This is a genomic window from Micromonospora sp. URMC 103, from assembly GCF_051386435.1.
Classification (GTDB): domain Bacteria; phylum Actinomycetota; class Actinomycetes; order Mycobacteriales; family Micromonosporaceae; genus Micromonospora.
Window position 1 is genome coordinate 863,066 of sequence record NZ_JBPQTR010000004.1, and the last position, 18,558, is coordinate 881,623.

Sequence of the window (18,558 nt, forward strand, 5' to 3'; positions counted from 1 at the left end):
TTCTCAAGCTGAGCGTGCACACCTGCGACGATCGCGGCATGACCAGTCACGATGAGCCCTGTCCCGAGTGGCACATGAGGGTGGCGGCCATGGATCGCAGCGCTGACCGGGATCTCTCACTCCTTCACGGCTCTCTCTCTTGCCTTTGCCGCAGGGGCGGCGACGCACGCCCACGTCCAACCCCTGTCCATCACGGAGGTGTTCCACGCGTGACGGTCGACAAAGACCCGCCAGGCGTCAACCTTGCCGGACGTCGAGACCGTCCTCGTCCATGTCGTGGACGCTGGCGATTTCATCGAGTCGAGTTCAAGAACGACGCCGCGGACGTACCCAACGCGACGGAACGCCTGTACGCGTTCGCGTAGCCCTCGGCATCGAACTCGGGCAGCAGATCAGCAACGGCTACCCGTCTTGGCCGCACACCGTTGCGGGAGTTCCAGCTGGGCGACCAGCTCCGCGTCCACACCCTCGGCGGGCTGCCCCGGCCCGTCTTAACCACCGCCGCAGTATCCACGGCGGCCGTCGATCCTTCTGACATCAGGGGCTGCTCCTTGATCAGAAGTTACACCGTTCGTTCTACAGTCCCGACTCGTCCGGTAGGGCGCTCCACCTTGTCCCCGTCCGGAGAGGCTGGACGGTCTACAACTGCCCGACGAGGAGATCCTTCAGCAGCCGTTAGCCAGGCTTGATGCTGGCGAGCTGTGCGAGCAGCTGAACTAGCCGATAGGCATCAGCGAAGTGAGCGGCTTGAAAGGTAACCGTGCGGCCGCCGTAGGCGCGGGCAACACCTGGAACCAAAGCCGCTAGGTCGACCGTGTACGGGCGGTGCAGATCGACCTCCACGTCAAGTGGCCCGGGCACCGTCAGCGGTGTGACTGAGGCACGCCGGCTGATGGCATCGGCGGCAGCATGGCGCAGCCGCTCCCTGACTTCCTGCGGATGCAGGGCCACCGCAGCGGCCTGTCCCAGGGCCTGCTTGACTGCCACGGTGATCGCTGCGGGTACCAACTCGCTCAGTTCGGTGCAGGCGATGTCGTCGCCGCTAAGTAGGACGACCGGCACGCCCAGGTGCCCCGCCATGGCGGCGTTGAGACCGATCTCGCCCATCGACTGTCCAGCCACACGCACGTCGAGGATGTCATCAGTCACGGTGTGTGCTAACACGGCGGGCCCAGCACCAGCCCGAGCGTGGTAGCCGACAAACAGCGCCACGTCAGTGTGCTCATCCAGCCCAGCAAGCATGCCCAGCGCGCGGGGTTTGCCCCGAACCAGGTGAGCACGACGGTCGAGGTCCTCCGGCAGCAAGTTTCGGAAGGGCCCGTGTGCGTCAGCAACCCACACCGAGGCATCGGGCTCGGCGTCCAAAACCCCGGCAATCACTGCATTGGTCTCGGCAGTCGCCAGTTTCCGGCCACGCTCGTAGTCGTACCCATCTGGATTCGTCTCGGTCGAATGCACGACTGTTGAGATGCCTTCCACGTCGACAGAGATCAGCGCCTTCATACCGGGCGACCCTACGCCGTGAGCGTGATCGCCAACGGCCCGCGCCTAGCCATGAGCGGTCCGCATCTAGTCCGCAAGAGGTCGGCGGACAGCGGGGGATTGGCGTGAGATGCCGAGAGACGTTTCCGCTGTTTGAAGCCCATCCGCGCAGGAGCTTCGACGGTCGACGACTACCCGACGAGGAGACCTGCACCGGGGGTAAGTTGCTCCGGTGATAGCACCCGCCTGGGAAGAGATCGTAAGCGAGCGCTACGAGGACGCCGACGACTGATCCACGGGCCGACTACCTCGGCGGCCGGCAGGACGGGTGCTCAGGCCACATCGACACCGTACGATCATGGGCCTCGTCGAAGTGGTCGTCGTAGATAGAATCGCGCTGTGGTCCGTGAATACGACACCCAGCTCATCGAGTCGGTCGCGGTTCGCCGTGCCCGCATGCGTGAGTTGCTGTTGTGGGGCGGGCAGCGCCGGGTTCGAGCCACGGGTGACGGGCTCAGGTGGATGCGGATCGGTCTGGTGCTGGCGGCGGTGGCCTGCGCCGCGTGTGTGGGCTGGTCGTTTCTTCAGAACGTCATCGCCGACCAGCAGAGGGCGCGCAATCCGGCGCCGGTCCAGCAGACGGGGACGCGATGACCCAGCAGCAGACTCCTACCGTCGCCGGCCAGCTCAGCCGGGTGACCCTGGCCGGGGCGCGCCGGCGCATCGACCTCGTGCTGCCCGCGGACGAGCCGGTCGGCCTGTTGCTGCCCGAAATCGTCCGCATGGTGGGCCATCCGCCGATGGACGATTCACGGGGCTACCAGATCAGCTCCCTCGACGGCACCGTGCTCGATCCGGCCAGCAGCCTGCGAGCGGCGGCTGTCCCCGACGGCGCGTTGCTACGGGTCGACCCGATCGCCGAGGCGCCGCCGGCGGCGATCGTGCACGACGTCTCCGACGAGGTCGGCGACGACCTCGCCCTGCGGGGTGGTCGGTGGGGTGACGGCCCACGGGCGTGGACCGCGACCATCACATGCGTGGTCGCCGCCGCGGTGGCGGCGATTCTCGCGGGCCCGAGGCTCGGGCCCGCGGTGGTCGGCGTCATCGGTGGCGCGGTAGCGCTGGCCGGCGTCCTCCTCGGCCTGGTCGGCAGGCGGCGCGTCGGAGTGGCGGTGCTGGTCAGCGGCTCCGCGATGGCGCTGAGCATGGTGCCCGGCTGGACGGACGACCGCACGGCGCTGTGGACGCTGTGGACGGCCGGTGTCGGGTGCACCGTGCTCGCCCTGGGAGTGGTGACGGGCAACCAACGCGCCGGCTTCCTCGGTGGTGCCACCGTGCTGGTCCTGGTCGCCGGCTGGAGCGTGTCCCTGGCGCTCGGCGTACCCGCGGCTCGGGTCGCCGCGGTGCTGTCCGTCGCTTCGGTGGGGTTGCTGGGGCTGCTGCCCCGGATCGCGATGATCGCGTCGGGTCTCACGCGCCTCGACGACCGGCGCAGCAACGACGAACCGGTGAGCCGCGTCGCGGTGCGGGCCGCGGTCGACTCGGCGCACCGCGGGCTGGCGGTCGCGGCCGTGGCGACGGCGGCGTCGGCGGCGCTCGGCGGCCTCGTCCTGGCGGCGGGATCGAGCCCGTGGACGCTGGTGCTCGCGGGTCTGGTGGCCGTCGCCCTGCTGCTGCGGATGCGGGCGTTCCCGCTGGCCGTCGAGGTGGTGGCGCTGGTAGCCGGTGCGCTGGCCATCGCGGGCGGCCTGTTGGCGCGCTGGGTGCGGGAGTTCCCCGGCACCTGGTGGGGTGCCACGGCCGCCGCGTTGGCCGTCTGCGCGGTGGCCCTGGTCGTTCTGGCGCATCGGCCGCCGCCGCACGTTCTGGCCCGTGCACGGCAGTACGCCGACCGCATCGAGGCGCTGACCGTGATGGCACTGGTGCCCGTCGCGGTCGGGGTGTTCGGGCTCTACTCGCGACTTCTCGACTCGTTCTGACTGAGGCGGTGGCATGAGATCGGTGTCCGGCTCGGCCCGTTCCCGGAGGGGCGGATCGTATCCACCGCAGTGGCCGCCGCAGGCGCAGGTGCCCGCCCAGGATGCCCGGCCGCAGGACGCGTCGACGGCGGCACCGCCTCAACCCGCCCCGAATACCGCACCGCAGGCACCACCACCGCAGGCACCGGGCACCCCGCCGGCTACGCCAGGCGCAGCCGGGCAGGGTGACGTGCCGCTCGTGCGGCTGGTCCCCTTCGGCGACCCGCCACTGCTGCGGGCCTGGCACACGGTCAGCCGGATGTTCGCCAGCACGCGGGCCACCCGCGAGCTCGCCGACCTGGCCGCCGAGGTGCAGGCACCGGTGCACACCGGCCGGCGGATCGCGGTGACCTCGGTACAGGGCGGAGCGGGAAAGTCGACGGTGGCGGCACTGCTCGCGTCGGTGTTCGCGGCGCGGCGAGCGGACGCCGTGCTGGCCGCCGACGCCGACCCGTACGAGGGCTCGCTGACCTGGCGGCTCGGCGCGCCGAGCCAGCCGTCGCTGGAGCGGCTGGCACCGGAGTTGATCGCAGCCCGGGGCGGCGATCTCCGCGCGCTCGAGTCACTCCTTCCGCGTACCGGAACGGGCCTGTGGCTCTTGCCCAGTGGCGCCGCCAACCCGGACCTGTGCACCGAGGTGACCAGGGCGCTGTCGCGCCTCTTCGCCGTGGCCGTCACCGACTGCCGGTCCACCTTGGAGTCCCGCGAGACGGCGGCGGCCGCCGCGGACGCGCACACGGTGGTGCTCTGCACCGCGGCGACGCCGGACGGGGTGCGGGCCACCTACCGGACCCTGCGGCGGATCATCGACACCGGGTACGCGGCGTGGTTGTCACGGGTGGTCGTCGTCCTGAGCGCCGGCAGCCGCGACGGCCGCGCCGCGCTCAGCAACGACGCCACCCGCAGCCTGATCGAACAGACGGGCGTGCCCGTGGTGACGCTGCCGTACGACCGTCACCTGGCCGGTGGCGCGCTCATCACGCCGTCGCGGATCGGTGAGAAGACCCTCGTCGAGGCGACCCGCGCCGCCGCGATCATCCTGGCCCGCGCCCGGCGGCTGTGACCGGAGGCTGGTCGAATGTCAACGCGCGTGGTGCACCGCCCCACCCGGATGGCCCGCCCGGTGTCCGCCATGGATCCTCTCGTGCTCGATGCGCCGCCGCAGCTACCCGACGGCAAGTCCGCGACGGGCCTTCAGGCGCTGCTGCCGATGGCCGGCGCGGGCGTCGCGATGAGCATGATGATGTTCCTGCGGGGATCCGGTTTCGCGGCCCTGGGCGCCGTCGTGATGATCGTTGCGCTGGCTGCCGCCGGGGCCATGTACCTCACCCAGCTCGGCAAGGCCGGCCGGCAGCGCCGGGCCCAGCGCGAGCGCTACCAGGACTACCTGGAGGAGCTCCGCGAACAGTTGCGCGACGGCGAGCAGCGCCTGCAGGAGCAGGCGAACCTGCTCGACCCGCCCGTCGCCCGGCTGCTCGACGTGATCCGCAGCCCCGCGCGGCTGTGGGAGCGCCGCCGCGCCGACATCGACTTCCTCCGGGTACGGGTCGGCGTGGGTGCGCTGCCCGTCCGGCCGATCCAGCTACGCGAGCAGAGCACCCCCACCAACCCGCTCGACCCGTTCATGCGGCACGAGGCCCGCTCGCTGATGCGCCGCTTCGCACTGACACCGGGTCTACCGCTGCGCGTGAACCTGGACTGCGCCGGCGACGTCAGCGTGGTCACGCCGCACCACGACGAGGCGGTGGCCCTGGCCAGTGCGATCCTCGTGCAGGTCGCCGCGTTCCACGCCCCCGACGACGTGACGCTCGCCATCGTCACCACGCCGGAGCGCGCGCAGCGGGTCTGGAAGTGGGCGCGCTGGCTGCCGCACCTTCTCGACCGGACCTCGATCGGCCCGTCCGGCCCGACCCCGCTGCTGGTCACCGCCCCGGAGACGCTCGCCGAACTGCTCGCTGAAGACCTGGAGGTGCGGGCCAACAACGCACTCAAGTCGTTCCGCCACGGTTCGGGGCGCACCGAGGCGATGACGCGCCCCCGGCTGCTGATCATCGACGACGCGCACGGCCAGGTCGCCCGCGCGGTCACGAGCCCCGACCCGCTCGTGGGGCTGGGCAACCTCGGCGTGACCGTCGTGCACCTGCTCGCCGACCGGCTGCACGAACCCGGCGACGTCTCCCGGCGGATCACCATCGACGGCGACACCCTCACCCTGGAGGACCTCGCCGCCTCGCCACCCACGACCCTGCACGGCACCGTCGACGAGGCGCCGCCGCCGCTGGTCGAGGGCCTGGCCCGCCGGATCGCGCCCCTGCGCCTGTCGGCCGACTCCTACGACGACGGCACCGGCACCCCGCCGGCGAGCTTCCCGGACCTGCTCGGCCTGTCCGATCCCACCAACCTGGACCTGGCCACGCTGTGGCGGCCCCGCGGCGACCGCGACTTCCTGCGCGTCCCGATCGGGGTCGACACCGCGGGACGCCCGGTGATGCTCGACCTGAAGGAGGCCGCGCAGCTCGGCATGGGCCCGCACGGGCTGTGCGTCGGCGCGACCGGCTCCGGCAAGAGCGAGTTGCTGCGTACGCTCGTGCTCGCCCTCGCGGCGAGCCACCCGCCGGACCAGTTGGCGATGGTGCTCGTCGACTACAAGGGCGGGGCGACGTTCGCGCCGTTCACCGAGCTGCCACACGTCTCCGGTCTGATCACCAACCTGGTCGCCGACGCGGCGCTGGTGGACCGCATGTACACCAGCCTCGACGGCGAGGTGCAGCGCCGCCAGCAGGTGCTCGCCGACGCCGGCAGGGTCACCGACATCACCGAGTACCACCTGCGCCGGGCCGCGCAGGGCGAGCACACCACGCTGCCTCCGCTGCCGCACCTGCTCGTGCTCATCGACGAGTTCGGCGAGTTGCTCTCCGCCAAGTCGGATTTCATCGACCTGTTCCTGCGGATCGGCCGGATCGGCCGGTCGATCGGGGTGCACCTGCTGCTGTCGAGCCAGCGGATCGAGCAGGGCAAGATGCGCGGCCTGGAGAACTACCTGGCCTACCGCCTCGGCCTGCGGACGCTCACCGAGATGGAGTCCCGCACCGTCCTCGACACGGTGGACGCGTTCCAACTGCCGCCCCTGCCCGGCAACGGCTACCTGAAGGTCGACACGTCCATCTACCAGCGGTTCAAGGCCGCCTACGTGTCCGGTCCGCTCAGCGACGGCACCGAGGCCGAGCTCGCCCCGATGGTCGGGCCGCTGGTGAAGCCCATGCCCCTGTTCGGCACCGTACGCACGGACGCCGACGACGGCGCCCCCGAGGAACCGAAGGCGACCAGGCGCACCACCGGCCCGACCCTGCTGTCGACCGTGGTCGCGCAGATGGCGACGAGCGGTCAACGCGTTTCGGCGATCTGGCTGCCGCCGCTGCCGCCCGCACTGGCCCTCGACCAGGCCGCCGGCGGAGTCTCCCGCACCCCGGAGGGCCTCCGCCTGGGCGCCGCCCGGCCGGCCGGCACGGGGCTGCCGGTGCCGCTGGGCCGCCAGGACGACCCGGCCCGCCAGTGGCAGGGCCCCTGGCTGATCGACCTGGCGGCCAGGGGCGGCAACCTGCTCGTCCTCGGCGGGCCCGGCACCGGCAAGACGACCACGCTGCGTACGCTCGCGCTCGGTCTGGCCACCGCCCACCGCCCGACGGATGTCGGCATCTACGGCATCGACCTGCTGGGCAACGGGCTGGCGGGCCTGGCCGGGCTGCCCCACGTCGGCGGCGTCGCCGGCCGTGAGGACCGCGAGCGCATCCGCCGCACCGTCGACGAGGTGCACGCGATGCTGCTCGCGCGCCAGCGCGTCTACCGCCAGCACCAGTTCGACACCGCCGATGATCTGCGCGCCGCCGACGACCGGGTACGGGCCGAGGTCGGCTGCGTCGACGTGGTGCTGTTGATCGACGGATACGACCAGCTCAACACCGAGTTCGAGAGCCTCGAATCCAAGGTGCACGACCTGCTTGCCCGGGGCGGTCGCTACGGCGTCCACGTGGTCGCCACCGCCCGGCGGTGGAACGAGGTGCGCAGTGCGCAGCAGGTCGCCTTCGCCAACCGCATCGAGCTGCGGCTCACCGAGCCGGCCGAGTCGAGCATCGACGGCAAGCTGGCCCGGGGCATCCCGCCCGAGCAACCCGGCCGGGCGCTGACCAGCGACAAGTTGTTCGCGCAGGTCGCGCTCCCGCGCCTCGACGGGCTGCCGGACCCGGCGAACGCCGGTCTGGTCGCGGCCGCGGAGTCGGTACGCGCGTCGTGGACGGGCGCACTGCCGCCCCCGGTCCGGGTGCTTCCCGCCGTGCTTCCCGTGGCCGATCTCGCCGGCACCCCGGCCGGTCACGGAGTGGTCCCGTTCGGCCGGTTCGAGAGCGACTTCTCTCCCGCCGTGCTGGACCTCTTCGGTCGCGACCAGCACCTGCTCGTCCTCGGAGACCCGCGCACCGGGAAGACGAACCTGCTGCGGCTCGTGGCCGAGGAGCTGATGGGGCAGTACACCTCCGACGAGCTGGTGTTCGCCGTGTTCGACCCGCGCCGCAGCCTCGCCGACCTGGTGCCGGATTCCTACTGCGGCGGGTACGCCCCGAACCCGACGCTCGCCCAGCGGCTGTCGGCCGCGGTGTGCGAGGAGCTGGCCAACCGGCAGCCGTCGGAGGAGGCGCGGCCACGGATCGTGCTGCTCATCGACGACTACGAACTCCTCGCCGCGTCCGCCACCCAGCCACTCGGCGCGTTCGTTCCGTATGTGGCGGCCGGCCGCGACACCGGCCTGCACGTCGTGATGACCCGGCGGGTGGCCGGCGCCTCGCGCGGCCTGTTCGAGCCGTTTCCGCTCAGCGTGCGCGAGGCCGGGTGCCTGAGCCTGCTCATGTCCGGCGACCGCACGGAGGGCCAACTGTTCGCGGGGGTGCGGCCGACGGGCCTGCCGGTGGGCCGCGCGCAGCTCATCCGCCCCGGCGAGGCCCCGCGCATGGTGCAGACCGCTTACACCGGCGAAATCAAGGAGCGCTGATGACGTACGACACGGTAGCCCTCTGCCACGCCGAACCCGACGCGGCCGCGATGCTGGGCGCCCTGCTCACGGTCGGGTCCGACCTCAAGATGGACACGGTCGAGGCCGCCGGGCTGGTGCAGCTGTTCGACCCCGAGGACGGGCGGCTGCTGCTGACCGTCGAGACCGCCCGCCTGGTGCGGGTGCCGGGCGAGGCCGAGCGGTTGCTCGGTGTCCCGGTCGACGACTCCTTCGGCGACCGGATCTGGTGGGTGGAGAGCCGGGCACCGGACGGCGATCCGCGGGCCGCCGAGATGACCCGGCGCTTCACCGCCGAGCTGGTAGCGATCACGGGAGGGTTGACATGGGTGGGCCAGTGACCGGTACGACCGACACGATCACCGACCGGGCCGTCGTACTGCACCAGAACCGGGCCCTGGTCGGCCTCTCGCCCTGGCTCGCCGACGCCGCGGTCGACGCGGTTCGCAACGGGCTGATGCTGCAGATCGTCACGCCGGCCGGCGGCTTCGTCACGTACCCGTTCGAATCGATGCTGGCCCGGGCGCAGGGGCAGTGGGTGGTGCGCGACGGCGACCAGTACCGCGACGGGCTCACCGGTCTCCCGCTGCGGTGGGACGGTCACCGCTTCTCGCCGGCCAACGGCTCCCGGCCCAGCGGCCCGCCACCAGCCTCCGAGCCGTGGACCGGCGGCCTGGAGATCCAGATCGTCACCCTGCACCCGGCCACCGAGGCCCTGGAGCTCGGTGGGAGCACCGAGGCCGCCGTGCGTGCCCTCACGGGCGACGAACCGGCCGGGTGGGGCGTCGCCGAGCCGGTGACCGAACCGTGGTCGCGCCGCGAGCTCACCTTGTTCTGCCGTACGCGCGCACCGGCGCCCACCAGCCTGACGGTCGTCGGCGGGCAAGGTGAATCGGCGGTGCTCGGCGTCCTGACGGTCGAGCGGGTCGACACCGGCGTCCGCGAAGAACTCCGGCTGGCTGGCCCGCCGTTGTCAGCGGTCGAGGAGGCGTCGGTCGAGGCGCTCGCCGACAGGCTGGCCGGCACCGCGCGCAGCATGATCGTGGCTGTGCATCCGGGCCGGTCCGGCGGGGTACGGTCCAGCACGCCGAGCCTTCCCGCGCTGCCGTGGGGAATCCTCGTCGGACGTCAGGAGCAGGCGCTCGACTCCGAGCCCGAGGTGGTCCCGGGCCGGGCGCTGGGCCGGGGCGCGCGTCGCGCCTGGTGGTACAGGGTGGACGGGGGACCGGGCGCCCCGTACGAGAATCTCACGGCGGTGCTGCGCCGCTACGGCCTGAACGATGGCGGGCGGTCTCCGCAGCCGTGAGCCGCGGAGACCACCCAGGATCAAACCAGATTGCCAGGCACCCGGCTTACCCGCTGGGTGCGCCGGGTCGACCGCAGCCCGTTCCACCGTTTCGCGCAGTGCGGTCAACTGGCCCGGTGGCCGCGATGGCGCTGACTGCTCACGTCTGCGCGACGTAGGTCTCGAGTGGAGTGCCGTCCTCCGCCCAGCGGTAGCGGCTGAGCAGGTTGCCCTGGTCATCGAACTCGCTGCGGGCGGCGAGGTTGCCGTTGCGGTGCCACTCCTCGTGGACGCCGACAGCCATGCCATAGCGGACGGTGCCCGCGGCCTTGCGTTCGCCGGTGGGGTACCACTCTGCCGAGGGGCCGTCCTCAATCCCGTTGAAGTACGTGGTGATGGCGATGACCTGGTTCTGCGACGAGCGTTCGACCACCTCGCCGGTGAAGGGTTGGCCCTGATAGGTCACCCGCAGGTCGTCCTCGGTCTCAACGTCGTCGTACTCGACTCGCATAGTGTTACTCCGGGATGAACTGGCTGTCGGGATGGCCGCTGTCAAAGGTGAGGCGCCCAGCGTTGCTGGGGGTGCCCGCCAGCAGCCTATGGCAGTTGGCGCAGCATGGTGCGGGCACTTGCCCATCGGAGCGGAACGGGAACCGGTTGTCGACCCGGAACTCGGACATGACGGAGGCGTCGGCATCCGGCCCTCGCCGCCACAACATCTCGTTGACGGCCTTGACCTCGGCATGCCGCAGCGGGTTGTCGCCGTGCGGGTACGGGGTGGTGACCTGCTGGCCGTCGCGCATCAGCGGGGTGCCGTCGCGGTTGTACTGCGGATACGGCCCTCCGGCGCGCATCTGGTCGAGGCGTTCCCGCAGCACGGGGTGCAGTTGCTCCGGGGGGATGACGTCGCGCGGGCGCCCGTTGACACCCTCGAAGACCTCGCCGGTGCGTAGGTCCACCGCGAGCGAGTTGACCGGACCCGCCTCCTTCGCCGAGATCACGTCCGAGTCGCGCATGGCCCGGATCTCATTCGTGCGCTGGGTCGCCAGGTCGCTCAGATGCTCGCTCAGCGGCTTTCCGTCGACGTGCGTGATCAGGCCGTCGGCGTCGCGGGTGAGCGTGCCCTGCAACTGACCCAGGTTCTGCGGACGGGATCGCTCGGTTGGAATGGGCTGCGGCGTGTTGTCGCCGGGGGTGTTGGTGTCGGGGGTGTTGTCGCCGGGGGTGTTGGTGTCGGGGGTGTTGTCGCCGGGGGTGTTGGTGTCGGGGGTGTTGTCGCCGGGGGTGTTGGTGTCGGGGGTGTTGTCGCCGGGGGTGTTGGTGTCGGGGGTGTTGTCGCCGGGGGTGTTGGTGTCGGGGGTGTTGTCGCCGGGGGTGTTGCCCCCGGGGGTGTTGTCCCGCGGCGGGTTGCCGCCGGGGGTGTTGTCGTTCGGGGTGTTTCCGCTCGGCGTGGTGTCCGGGCGGTTGCTGTCGGGCCCGTTGCCGGCGTCCATGTTCATCTGGTGGCCGCCGCGGCCGCCAGGCATCTCAACCTCCCAGCCGCGCCCGACCGGCACGTCGCCCACGATCTGGGGGATCAGCCCGAGTTGCGGGATCTTGATGTCGAACTTCTTGGCGACGTTGATGGCGACCTCGCCCACCGTGGGCAGGTTGTCGAGCCAGTTGCCGGCGCGGATCATCGCGGCGCTGACGCGGGCCGCGGTGGCGCTGTTTCGGATGCCGTTGACGGCGGCGCCCGCGCCGCGCAGGCCGGAGCCGGCGCCCTTGGTGCCGACGACGGCGGAGACGATGTTGAACGTGGCGAGGCCGGCCGCCTTCGACTTGTCCTCACCCCACGTGTCGTACGCGATGATGCTCTTGCCGGCGTTGAGCAGGAGGTTGCCCGCCTCGCGTTTCTCCATGAACGGCATGCCGACCGTCTGGTCGATCACGATCGTCACCGGGTTGACGTAGATGGCGACCGCCCACACGAACTTGCCCAGCCCCAGCCACGACTGGCCGGCGGTGCCCCAGCTCCACTCGCCGGTGACCGGGTCACGGCCGATCAGCCCGCCCAGGTCTTCGAGCATGGTGACGAAGCCCTCACCGATGCCCACGAAGAACGCGCCCACGTCACCGAGGAGCCCGCGGTCGTGCTCCTCGTTGCTGCCCCACGGCAGCGCCCCGTCTTCACCGGCCGCGGCGTTGAGCATGTCGGCGGTGAAGCCGTACTCGCCGTCCTCGGTACGGCCGTCGCCGTTGTCGGCCCGGTACTGGCGGCCGCCGTACAGCGCGTTGATCGTGTTGGCGCACTTGCGCTGCGCCTCGAAGAACGCCGCGACCTGCGCGTTCACGGCGGAGATCAGGCCGTTGTGCTGGTTGACCTTGCCCTCGTCCTCACGCCACTCGTCGTCGTCCTTGGTGGCGGCGACGAACTGCTCGGCCTGGAGTTTCAACGACGCGAGCTGGGCCTTGATCTCCTTGACCTCGCTGGCGTACGTGCTCAGCGCGGCACCGACGGCCTGGACGTCCTCGCCGACCGAAGCCGACACCGTGCGTACCGGACCGGAGGCGGCGAAGAGTTGCGCTGCTTCCGGTGCGTGGTAGACCGCGGCCAGCCCCTGCCAGGTGGTGTCGACCGCCTGACCGGTGCTCGCGAAGTTGGCGCCGGTGGTCCGGAGGGTCTGGGCGTGGGTCGCCAACGCGTCCATGTCACCGGGGATCTGCGGAATCTCGCCTGGATTGATCATCGTGGCACCGCCGCACGGCCCGGACCCGGCATCGTCGCCGACGGGTCGGGTGCCGCCGAAGCGCTGCGTTGCGCGTTGGCGGCCATTTCCAGGTCGCCCTGGACATAGGCGTTCGTCGCCTGTGCCGCCGCATTCATGCACGCCCCCGTGCGAGTGAACACGAACTCGAGGTCCGCTCGGATCGAATCAACGAAGCCCTGAAGTGCCTGGCCCACGATCTCCGAGCTCGACTGGGCGGCGGATCCCTCCAGCGCCGAGTTGAAGCTTTTCATCTGCCCCTCGAACGGGGTGGCCGCGGCATGGGTGCGATTCAGGACATCACGCACTCCACCGGGGGAAATATCCCAGGCGCTCACGCTCGTGCTCCCTCGTCAACACTCGATGGAGAAGAAACCAGCTCAGCCGATGGACTGCACCGCCGACCTTGCCCGGGCCAGGGTGGTCGTCGCCGTGTCGTCGTTCTTCGACATCGTGGTCTTGACCAGATCGATGATCGTGCGAACCTCACCCGCGGCCCGGTTCCACCGGTCCTCGACGGTCCGGTACTCCTCCGAGACACCGTCGGCCTGGAAGTCGGCCATGGCGGCCGCGACGTCGGCGCTGCGCTGCGAGATCACGGCCTCCAGCCGGGCGATGATGCCGGCGAGGTCGCCCTGGACCTGCTGCGAGGTGCTCACGTCAAAGCTGCGTCGGTCTGTGCTCATGACTGTCGCTCCTCCCGGATCAGCGGCTGCTCGAGAACCTGGCTGCGTCGAAGTTGGCGGTGCCCGCCGCCGCTGAGGCGTTGTCGGCCATCTCGGTGTCACCCTGGCCGAACGCGGAGTCCATTCCGCTCTGTCCGCCGAGAATGGCGCCGAGCGCGGAGTTGAGAGCGGCGGTGATCGAATCGGCGTTCGCCTTGAACGAATCGAACGCCACCCGCCCGGCGCCGTTGAAGTTGCCCTGCAGCGGCTCGGCCGCGGCGATCAACTGCTTGATGAGGCTGCCGAGATCGTCGGATGATCCCTGGGTCTGCTTGGTGAGGCTGCCGAGGGTCTGCGCCCCCATGTCGAACTTCATCCTGCTCCTCCCCGTGCCGGGATGAATAACGCTCGCACTCGATGCTACGGCACCCGCGCCACCATTATGGACATCCACCCGGGGCGATAGATCAAATTGATGACAGGCGGCCTGGGGAGAATCGCGAAATACCCGGTTTCTCCGGCCGGTGCGACCGACGCCAGACCGGCCGCGCCGGCACCGAGCCCGGCTACGGGGTCCAGTCGCGCCGGAGCAGGCCGTAGATCACCATGTCGGCGAAGCCGTCGCCGTCGTACTCGCGCTCCCGCTGGGTGCCCTCGTGGGTGAACCCGCACGTTTCGGCGGTCCGTCGCATGGCTGTGTTGGTGGCCAGCGTCTCCAGTTCGAGGCGGCGCAGGTTGCGGTTGCGGAAGCCGTACCGGCAGAGCAGTCGGATCACGTCGGTCCCGTATCCCTGGCCGCGCGCCTCGGGGAGCAGCGAGATGCCGAGGTGGGCGTACCGGTTGAATGCGTCGATTCCCCACAGCACGCCGCGGCCCAGGAATGTGCCGTCGGATACGGTCTCGGCCACCAGCGACACCGCGGTCTGGCCGTCGGGCGGCTCGGTGACCTGCTTCTCGAGTCGGGCGCGGACCTGGCCGACGTGACGCGGCACGAACGGCTCGCCGTCGGTGATCAGGTGCAGCTCGGGGTCGCTGAGCAGGCGGAAGATGTTCGGCGCGTCGTCGGGCGTGGGCGGGCGCAGTCGGACCCGTTCGGTGGCGAACACGCCGCGACGGTAACAGCCGGCACGGCGATCATCGATCGCATAATCCGGGCCGCCGTGCGAGATGCCAACGACCCGTTGCAAAGACTTCTTTGCATAGTTATCTTGGCATCATGACCGACGATCCCCACAAGCCCGGATACGACGCCGCGCAGGACGTGGTGCTCGACGCTCGGACGCTCCGCGGTGTGGCCCATCCACTGCGCCTGCAACTGCTCAGCTCGCTGCGCCACGAGGGACCGCAGACCGCCACCCAGCTGGCCTCCCGATTCGGCGAGTCCAGCGCGGCGACCAGCTACCACCTCCGCGCACTGGCCGCGCACGGCTTCATCACCGACGCGCCCGAGCTGGGCCGCGGCCGCGAACGCTTCTGGCGCGCGGTGCACCGCTCGACCTGGTTCGACACACCCGACCGGGACGCGCCGGAGCGTGAACTCGGCGAGGCGTTCCTGCGCACGGTCGCGCGGATGTCCGCGGAGAACGTCGAGCGGTCCATCACCGAGCTGACCGACTGGCCCCAGGAGTGGGTGCGGGCGTCCACCATGAGCGACCTCACGGTCAGCCTGAGCGCGGCCGAGGCGCAGCAGCTCGCCGACGACATGATGGCCCTGCTGTTCCGCTATCGCGACCAAGCGGCGGACCGGGCCGGTGACGGCTCCGAGCGCGTCGCGATGACCACGCAGTTCCAGATCTTCCCGCGTCGCGGCCAGCTGGACGCGCTGTTGGCGGCGCGGGCCGCGTCCGTCGACGGGCCTGGCACCGCGGCGGATGAACCGCCCGGCACCGCGGCGGATGGACCCTCCGGCACCGCGGACGGGGACCGGCCATGAGTCAGCGGTCAGCGTACGGGCTGCTCGTCGCCCAGGCGGTGTCGGTCGCCGGCACCCGGATGTCGGTCGTGGCGGTGCCCTGGTTCGTGTTGCAGACCACCGGTGACGCCCTCCTGACCGGCGTCACCGCGTTCGTGGAGATGGGTGCCCTGGTCGCGGCGCGCATACTCGGCGGACCGCTGATCGACCGTGTCGGGCCGCGGATGGCCAGCGTCGGCGGTGACCTGATCGCGGGGCTCGTGCTCGGCGTGGTGCCCCTGCTCTTCGCCGCCGGCCTGCTCTCCTATCCGGTCCTGCTCGTACTGGTGGGCATGGCCGGGCTGTTCCGTGGGCCGTCGGACAACGCGAAGTACGCGATGGTGCCCGACGTGGCGGCCAGCGCCGGATGGAGTAACGAACGTGCCGCCGGGCTGGTCGACAGTGTCCACCGCCTCGGGTCGCTGGTCGGGGCGCCGCTGGGCGCGGTGCTGATCGCTCTGCTCGGCGCTCCCGCGGTCATCGCGCTGGACGCGGCCAGCTTCCTGCTCGCCGCCACGCTGGTTGCGACACTGGTCCGGGTCCGGCGGGCCGAACCCGACCCGGCCGAGGCGGGTCACCGCACGGGTGTCGGCGGTTACCTCGCCGACCTGGGGGCCGGGCTGCGTTTCGTCCGGCACGACCCGCTGCTACGGGCGATCGTCGCCATGGTGCTGCTGACCAACCTGCTCGACCAGGCGATGACGGCGGTGCTGGTCCCGGTGTGGGCGGCCGAGCGTTTCGACGACGCCACACCCGTCGGGCTCGTGTTCGGCGCGCTGAGCGCCGGCGCCTTCGTCGGGTCGCTGCTCGTGTCGATGTACGGGGCGCGACTGCCGCGATGGCGCACGTACGCCCTGGCCTTCCTGCTCGGCGCCGTCCCGCGGATCTTCGTGCTGGCGCTGCCCGTCGGACTGCCCGTCATCGCGGGCGTCACGCTCGTCGGCGGGGTGCTGATCGGGGCCATCAACCCGTTGCTGTCCGCCGCGGAGTTCGAACGCATCCCCGCCAACCTGCGGGCGCGTGTCCTCGGCGCGGTCGGCGGCCTGGCGTGGGCCGGTATCCCGCTCGGCGGGCTCGTCGGCGGCGTGCTGGCGACGACGCTCGGCGCCACCGGCGCCATCCTCGTCGTGGGCACGGTGTACCTGTTGGTCACCCTCGATCCGCTGGTCCGCCGGCGCACCTGGCGGCTCATGGACCGGCCCGCTGCGGCGACCGCCCCGGTCTCGGTGCCCGCCTGACTCTCGCGACCCCGAACCGGGAAGATCCGCGCAACGTCAGGGATGTAGTGGCCTCCGGTCGAGCGGAGGCCACTACATCAGCGACGTTGCGCGGATCTCTGGCCGCGAGGCCGCGAGGTCGCGAGGTCGCGAGGCGGCCGAGGGAGTCGGTCCGGCGGTTACGGTACGGAGACGTCCGGTGCGCCCCGGTCGAGCGTGAGCGGGTTGGCCACGTTCGCCGCCGCGGCCTCGCCGCGCTTCTCGTCGGCGTACACCATCAGCGTGGATCCGGCGATGGCGAGCACGATGCCGATCGTGGCGTAGACCGACGGGACCTTCTGGTAGACAACCAGCGAGAGGATCACGGTCAGCACGGGCGCGAGGGCGTTGGTCGTGGGGGCGACGATCGAGGCCTTGCCCCGGCTGAACGCCATCACCAGGAACAGCGCGCCGACGGCGTTGAGCAGCTGGGTGACCGCGGCGAGGGTCGGCGCCTGCCAGGGCGCGTCCAGCGCCAGGCCGCCGGCCATCCAGATGGCGACCGGCGTCAGCAGCAGACCACTGATCGTCATCCAGGTGAAGGTGGTGGCGTCGTTGACGCCGACCGTGGCCGCCTTGCGCATGAAGTAGGCCTGCACACCCCAGGCGACGCAGATCAGGATGGCGAGGACCAGCCACAGTCCACCGGTGGCGGAGCCGTCGCCGTCGCTGACGCTGAACAGCACGACCGCGATCAGCGCGGCGACCACGCCGACCACGGCGAGCCGCGGGATGCGTTCACGCAGCAGCGCCATGGCCATCAGCACGGTGATCGCCGGCGACAGCGCGATCAGCGGAAAGATCAGGTAGGCCGGGCCGATGGTGAGCGCCTTGAACAGCAGCAACTGGCCGCCGGCGCCGGTCAGGCCGACCAGCAGGCCGTACACGGTCGCGATCGGACGGCGGTCCAGCCGGTTGCCGCGCAGCGCGGCGACGGCCGGAATGATCATGGTGAGCGACCAGACGACGTAGACCATGCCGTCGGGGTAGCCGTAGTCGCTGGTCGGGACGGCGGAGAAGGCTCCCCAGACGCCCCAGAACAACACGAGCAGGCCGGCGTACGGGATCCAACTGCGGCTGATGCGTGAAATGGTGGTTGGCATCTGCGCCTCCTCAGGCGGCGGTGGCGGTGGGGGTGGTCCGGAGCTGCTCGAGTGCGTCGGTGCTCAGCGGGCTGCCGGCCTGTTTCGCGGCGTATAGCGCCGCGCCGACGACCGGTGAGTACAGGGGCTGACGAAGGTCGTACCCGCCGTTCAGGGTGTGCAGGTGCTGGCGGAACGCGTCGCGCACCTGCGGCGCGTTGAAGGTGCCGCCGGAGTAGGAGACCAGCACCCGCTCGTCGACTGGGTAGCCGAGTCGGGCACGGGTGGTCTCCACGAGGAGGGCGAGTTCCCGGCCGGCCTCGGCGAGGATCGCGGCGGCCGCCTCGTCGCCCTGGTCGGCGGCGCGGGTGACCAGTGGGCTCAGCGCCGCGATCTCACCGCGGTCACCCTGCCACCGGTTGAGCACGACGTCGATCAGATCCAGGTCGGCGGCCAGCTCCAGGTGGTCGCGCAGAACGTTGAGCAGCGGGCCGGCGGGCTGCCGACCGTCGCTCATCCGGGAGAACGCCTGCAGGCCGCGGACCGCGATCCAGTACGCCGAGCCCTCGTCGCCAAACAGCTCGCTCCAGCCGCCGACGCGCAGGCCGTGGCCGGCACGCTGGCCGTACGTCATCGAGCCGGTGCCGCTGATCACGTTGATGCCGTCCGCGGCGCCCAGTGAGCCGGACCAGCCGCAGAGCATGTCGTTGTCGACCCGGTAGCGGTCGTGGCCGAGGACCTCCCGGGGCGCCGCGTCGAGGGCGGGGACGTCGCCGCTGACCTCGCCGTAGGTCGGTATCCCGAAGAACGCGTAGTCGATGTCGGCCGGGGTGATGGCGGCCCTCGCGCAGACAGCGCCGACGCCCTCCTTGAGGACCCGGGTCACCAGGTCGATGCCTTCGCTGAAGTAGTAGCTACTCGCGGTCGTGGCCTGGGCCACGACCGTGCCGTCCGCTCTCAGGAGGCAGAAGGCGGTCTTGGTGCCGCCGCCGTCCACGCCGAGGAACATCCGT

17 protein-coding genes are annotated in these 18,558 nt (G+C 71.0%); 8 read left to right on the plus strand and 9 right to left on the minus strand.

Annotated features, from left to right (window positions below; all coding sequences use genetic code 11):
- Positions 1 to 675: 675 nt before the first annotated feature.
- Positions 676 to 1,503: a M55 family metallopeptidase gene (locus ACSNOA_RS07690; protein ID WP_436657234.1), complete on the minus strand. Its 828-nt coding sequence runs from the start codon at positions 1,501 to 1,503 to the stop codon at positions 676 to 678.
- A gap of 378 nt (positions 1,504 to 1,881) precedes the next feature.
- Between ACSNOA_RS07690 and ACSNOA_RS07695 the strand changes: the two genes are divergently transcribed.
- The 6 genes from ACSNOA_RS07695 (at position 1,882) to ACSNOA_RS07720 (ending at position 9,865) form a co-directional block, all read left to right on the plus strand.
- Positions 1,882 to 2,136 (plus strand): hypothetical protein, encoded by a 255-nt coding sequence (locus ACSNOA_RS07695; protein WP_436657235.1) that lies wholly within the window; start codon positions 1,882 to 1,884, stop codon positions 2,134 to 2,136.
- Positions 2,133 to 3,461 carry a type VII secretion integral membrane protein EccD gene (gene eccD, locus ACSNOA_RS07700; RefSeq protein ID WP_436657236.1) on the plus strand — a complete coding sequence of 443 codons (1,329 nt, stop codon included), beginning with the start codon at positions 2,133 to 2,135 and terminating at the stop codon, positions 3,459 to 3,461. The genes ACSNOA_RS07695 and eccD overlap by 4 nt, the downstream gene beginning before the upstream one ends.
- A gap of 238 nt (positions 3,462 to 3,699) precedes the next feature.
- Positions 3,700 to 4,563: a hypothetical protein gene (locus ACSNOA_RS07705; RefSeq protein WP_436657237.1), complete on the plus strand. Its 864-nt coding sequence runs from the start codon at positions 3,700 to 3,702 to the stop codon at positions 4,561 to 4,563.
- Between the two features lie 15 nt (positions 4,564 to 4,578).
- Positions 4,579 to 8,541 carry a type VII secretion protein EccCa gene (eccCa, locus tag ACSNOA_RS07710; protein ID WP_436657238.1) on the plus strand — a complete coding sequence of 1,321 codons (3,963 nt, stop codon included), beginning with the start codon at positions 4,579 to 4,581 and terminating at the stop codon, positions 8,539 to 8,541.
- Positions 8,541 to 8,900: a hypothetical protein gene (locus ACSNOA_RS07715; RefSeq protein WP_436657239.1), complete on the plus strand. Its 360-nt coding sequence runs from the start codon at positions 8,541 to 8,543 to the stop codon at positions 8,898 to 8,900. Before eccCa ends, ACSNOA_RS07715 begins: the two co-directional genes overlap by 1 nt.
- Positions 8,897 to 9,865, plus strand: a complete 969-nt coding sequence (locus ACSNOA_RS07720; RefSeq protein ID WP_436657240.1) for a DUF6177 family protein — start codon at positions 8,897 to 8,899, stop codon at positions 9,863 to 9,865. Before ACSNOA_RS07715 ends, ACSNOA_RS07720 begins: the two co-directional genes overlap by 4 nt.
- A gap of 139 nt (positions 9,866 to 10,004) precedes the next feature.
- Here the strand turns inward: ACSNOA_RS07720 and ACSNOA_RS07725 are convergent, their stop codons facing one another.
- The 6 genes from ACSNOA_RS07725 to ACSNOA_RS07750 form a co-directional block, all read right to left on the minus strand.
- Complete coding sequence (locus tag ACSNOA_RS07725; protein ID WP_436657241.1) at positions 10,005 to 10,355, minus strand: toxin-antitoxin system YwqK family antitoxin; 351 nt, start codon at positions 10,353 to 10,355, stop codon at positions 10,005 to 10,007.
- A 4-nt stretch (positions 10,356 to 10,359) separates the two neighbouring features.
- On the minus strand, positions 10,360 to 12,573 hold the full coding sequence (locus ACSNOA_RS07730; RefSeq protein ID WP_436657242.1) for a hypothetical protein: 2,214 nt from the start codon (positions 12,571 to 12,573) through the stop codon (positions 10,360 to 10,362).
- The gene (locus tag ACSNOA_RS07735; RefSeq protein WP_436657243.1) at positions 12,570 to 12,929 is read right to left on the minus strand and encodes a DUF6507 family protein; all 360 of its coding nucleotides are present in this window, start codon (positions 12,927 to 12,929) and stop codon (positions 12,570 to 12,572) included. Before ACSNOA_RS07735 ends, ACSNOA_RS07730 begins: the two co-directional genes overlap by 4 nt.
- 42 nt (positions 12,930 to 12,971) lie before the next feature.
- Positions 12,972 to 13,277 carry a pore-forming ESAT-6 family protein gene (locus ACSNOA_RS07740; RefSeq protein WP_436657245.1) on the minus strand — a complete coding sequence of 102 codons (306 nt, stop codon included), beginning with the start codon at positions 13,275 to 13,277 and terminating at the stop codon, positions 12,972 to 12,974.
- Positions 13,278 to 13,296: 19 nt separating this feature from the next.
- A complete protein-coding gene (locus ACSNOA_RS07745) occupies positions 13,297 to 13,632 on the minus strand; it encodes a hypothetical protein (RefSeq protein ID WP_436657246.1) in 336 nt (111 codons plus the stop codon).
- 190 nt (positions 13,633 to 13,822) lie between these two features.
- A complete protein-coding gene (locus ACSNOA_RS07750; RefSeq protein WP_436657247.1) occupies positions 13,823 to 14,362 on the minus strand; it encodes a GNAT family N-acetyltransferase in 540 nt (179 codons plus the stop codon).
- A gap of 110 nt (positions 14,363 to 14,472) precedes the next feature.
- Between ACSNOA_RS07750 and ACSNOA_RS07755 the strand changes: the two genes are divergently transcribed.
- Positions 14,473 to 15,189, plus strand: a complete 717-nt coding sequence (locus ACSNOA_RS07755) for a helix-turn-helix domain-containing protein (RefSeq protein ID WP_436657248.1) — start codon at positions 14,473 to 14,475, stop codon at positions 15,187 to 15,189.
- Positions 15,186 to 16,445 carry an MFS transporter gene (locus tag ACSNOA_RS07760; protein ID WP_436657249.1) on the plus strand — a complete coding sequence of 420 codons (1,260 nt, stop codon included), beginning with the start codon at positions 15,186 to 15,188 and terminating at the stop codon, positions 16,443 to 16,445. The genes ACSNOA_RS07755 and ACSNOA_RS07760 overlap by 4 nt, the downstream gene beginning before the upstream one ends.
- Before the next feature lie 158 nt (positions 16,446 to 16,603).
- Here ACSNOA_RS07760 and ACSNOA_RS07765 read toward each other — a convergent pair whose 3' ends face one another.
- Together ACSNOA_RS07765 and ACSNOA_RS07770 are read right to left on the minus strand one after the other, a co-directional pair.
- Positions 16,604 to 17,566 (minus strand): DMT family transporter, encoded by a 963-nt coding sequence (locus ACSNOA_RS07765; RefSeq protein WP_436657250.1) that lies wholly within the window; start codon positions 17,564 to 17,566, stop codon positions 16,604 to 16,606.
- A 10-nt stretch (positions 17,567 to 17,576) separates the two neighbouring features.
- A complete protein-coding gene (locus tag ACSNOA_RS07770) occupies positions 17,577 to 18,554 on the minus strand; it encodes an N-acetylglucosamine kinase (RefSeq protein ID WP_436657251.1) in 978 nt (325 codons plus the stop codon).
- Positions 18,555 to 18,558 lie beyond the last annotated feature (4 nt).